Source organism: Micromonospora sp. NPDC052213 (genome assembly GCF_040679695.1).
Classification (GTDB): Bacteria; Actinomycetota; Actinomycetes; order Mycobacteriales; family Micromonosporaceae; genus Micromonospora.
Map to the genome: position 1 here is coordinate 1 of NZ_JBFAVI010000366.1, position 1,261 is coordinate 1,261.

2 protein-coding genes and 1 pseudogene are annotated in these 1,261 nt (G+C 67.3%); 1 reads left to right on the forward strand and 2 read right to left on the reverse strand.

Translation table 11 applies throughout. The features are described 5' to 3' along the window. Both AB0L34_RS34000 and AB0L34_RS34005 read right to left on the reverse strand, forming a co-directional pair. Positions 1–300, reverse strand: a pseudogene (locus AB0L34_RS34000) (cell wall anchor protein); the annotation flags it as partial. A 79-nt stretch (positions 301–379) separates the two neighbouring features. Beyond that, entirely contained in the window at positions 380–967 is a 588-nt protein-coding gene (locus AB0L34_RS34005; RefSeq protein WP_357172802.1) for an AAA family ATPase, read from the reverse strand. A gap of 14 nt (positions 968–981) precedes the next feature. On the opposite strand from AB0L34_RS34005, the gene AB0L34_RS34010 reads away from it, so the two are divergent. Then, positions 982–1,261, forward strand: a 280-nt coding sequence (locus tag AB0L34_RS34010; protein WP_363709780.1) for a helix-turn-helix domain-containing protein, incomplete at its 3' end; no start/stop codon positions are given.

The window sequence follows — 1,261 nt, forward strand, 5'->3', positions numbered from 1 at the left end:
GAGGTATGCGCGAAGGTCGTCCGAGGTGCCCTTCAGCCGCTCCTCGATCTCGCCCGGCAGAACGGGCAACGATTCGGCCTGCGCCTCGGCCAGGAGCCGGTAGGCCAGCAGCCGCAGCTCGGAAACGTTGGCCGTGTCCAGGTCGATGGTCACGAGCTCGCGGAAATCCTTGTACACCTTGCGTTCGACCGTCTGGCAGACGTCGTTCAGCCCGGGCACTGCGGTCTGCGCCGCCGCGGGCGCCGCCGGAATCACAAAGGCCAGCGCCACCAGGGCGCCGGCCGGGATTTTCCATCGCATGTGGACTTTCCTCCCCGTGTAGATCAAAACATGGAGATGTTACCGGCGTCCCTTCGAAGCGCAAGGAGCATTGATTGCGCTAACGGCGCAGTCGATCAACCGCCTCTCTTATCGCCGCTACCCGGCTCGCCAGTGGGCCGGCCGGCACGTCGGCGAGGTCGAATCCGGCCTCGCGATAGGTCAACTCGTGGATCCGCTCGAAGACGAGTGATTCCGCGAAGGTGATCCGGCGAGCGGCGGTCGCCTCCACGAAGCCCTGATGGCGTACGAAGAAAACGGTTTGTTCGTAGTGGCGATTCGCCGTCATGCCCTCGATCTCGGCGAGCAGCGCGGGCGGTGCGGCCCGGCCCAGATAGCGGCACAACGCCAGCGTGCAGACGGGCGAACGGTCGTGGAAGACGACCTCGCCGGCGTTCGCCGCGGCACGGCGACGGCGCTCCCGTTGGAGATCCAGCACCCGGTCGGCGAAGCCCGGCTCACGCCACGGCTCCGGTCGTCCGAGCGCCTGGTGAAGCGCGATCACGTCGGTCGCCGCCTCCTCCACGACGGGGTACCCGTCGATCTCCAGGTGCCGGAGAATCGCTGTCTTACCGGAGCCGGGAGCGCCGGTGAGGATGTATCCGGGCATGTCGTCCTCCGAATGGCGGGCAATCCGCTTGATAGGCAAGCCGTCACTTGCATATGGTGGGTGACGTGGGCGATCTGTACCAGGCGCTGGCCGACCACACCCGCCGCCTGATCCTCGACGAGCTGACCGAGCGCGACGGTCAGACCCTGTTCGAGATCTGCGGGCGGCTGGCCACGAAGCACCAGGTCACGTCGTCCCGGCAGGCGATCTCCCAGCACCTCGACGTCCTGGAGGCCGCCGGCCTGATCGTCACGCGGCGGCAGGGTCGCTACAAGTTCCACCACCTCGACACCCGGCCGCTGCGGGCCGTCACCGAGCGATGGCTCAGGTCCG